Here is a 1,635-nt window from a genome sequence, read left to right on the forward strand (position 1 = left end):
TTGGACGTCAACACAAATATAGAGATTAACCATCTTACGGATTTGCCAAAATTAAATACACTAATGGAGAGCTTAAAGATGAAAATAAATAAAAGTAGATTGGCGCGAGATATGGGTGTAGATCGAAGGACGGTGGATAAATATCTCAAGGGTTATATGCCTAAAAACTTCAGGGAGCGAACATCAAAAATAGATGAGTATTACGATGTAATCTCCCTGCTTTTATCCACAGAATCAAAACAGGTCTTCTATTATAAAAGGGTCCTTTGGCAGTATTTAAAAGATAATCACGGCCTGAAGTGCTCTCAGTCAACATTTAGAGCCTACATATCAAAAAAGCCGGAATTTCAAAGATATTTTGAAGCCGGAAAGCGAAAAAGTGCGGAGAGTGAGGTGATCCGCTTCGAAACCTCACCGGCAGAACAGGCCCAGCTCGATTGGAAAGAGAACATCCGTTACATCACGAAGGATGGTGAAACGATCTATGTGAATGTTTGTGTGCTATTGCTTTCCTATTCAAGGTTCCGGACCTACTATTTATCCGTTTCAAAATCCCAAAGTGTATTGTTATCTTTCCTGACAGAGAGTTTTGAAGCCATTGGAGGGGTTCCTCAGGAGATTTTGACAGATAATATGAAAACCGTCATGGACACTCCCCGGACAGAGTATCAGAAAGGAAAGGTAAATGAACGCTTCTATCAATTCGCGAAAGATATGGGGTTTGAGGTAAGGCCTTGTATGGCGGGGAAACCGAGAACGAAAGCCAAGGTGGAAGCCCCAATGAAGTTTATTGATGAGATCCATGCTTATCAAGGGCAGTTCAGTTACGAGGAGCTCCATCAATTTGTCCAAAAGCTTTGTAACCGGATCAATAACAGCTATCATCAGGGGACTGGGAAAATACCAATACTCGCTTTGAAAAAAGAAAAGAACCTCCTACGCCCACTACCAAATGAACGAATAAGAGATTCATATAAGATTGATCATAAACCGGTGAAAGTAAACACCTCGAATATGATCACCTACAAGTCTAACCAGTATTCAGTACCCGCTGGATACATAGGAAGAACTGTAGGTCTGCAAATATATGACAACTATATTTACGTTTATTATAACACAGAATTAATTGTCCAACACCATATTAGTCAGCACCGAATGAATTATAAGCCGGAACATTATACCGAAATTTTAGCCAGAGGCCTGTCGTCTACCGATGACCTAGATATTGAGGAACTGGCCAGGAAGAATTTAGAAGCGATTAATGAGGTGTATAAAAATGAATAGCCATTATACAAAGCTGATGAAAAACCTGGAGTATCTGAAGTTAAACCAGATGGCTCTACATTTGGATGAAACCGTTGATTTTATGATGAAGAACCAGCTATCTTTTACAGAAACATTAATCAAGCTGACGGATTATGAAATTGACATGAAAGAAATCAATATGATGAAATCGATGGTCAAGGTGGCGGCGTTTCCGCATTTAAAGGAGGTGAAAGACTTTGACTTTGATTTTCAGCCATCGGTGTATAAAGAACAAATATTGGATTTTACCACTTTGCGGTTTATAGAATTGCAGGAGAATATTGTGTTCCTGGGGCCCAGCGGAGTCGGTAAAACACATTTGGCCACGGC

The 1,635-nt window shown here is 39.9% G+C and carries 2 protein-coding genes; both read left to right on the forward strand.

Annotated features, from left to right (window positions below; genetic code table 11):
* Positions 1-1,284: IS21 family transposase (gene istA, locus JOC94_RS22635; protein WP_236017191.1), on the forward strand; the 1,284-nt coding region annotated here is incomplete at its 5' end.
* A partial coding sequence (locus tag JOC94_RS22640; protein WP_205180433.1) for an ATP-binding protein occupies positions 1,277-1,635 on the forward strand: 359 nt, incomplete at its 3' end. The genes istA and JOC94_RS22640, both read left to right, overlap by 8 nt.

Origin of the sequence: Siminovitchia thermophila (assembly GCF_016909185.1) — a bacterium.
GTDB classification, from domain to species: Bacteria; Bacillota; Bacilli; order Bacillales; family Bacillaceae_C; genus Siminovitchia; species Siminovitchia thermophila.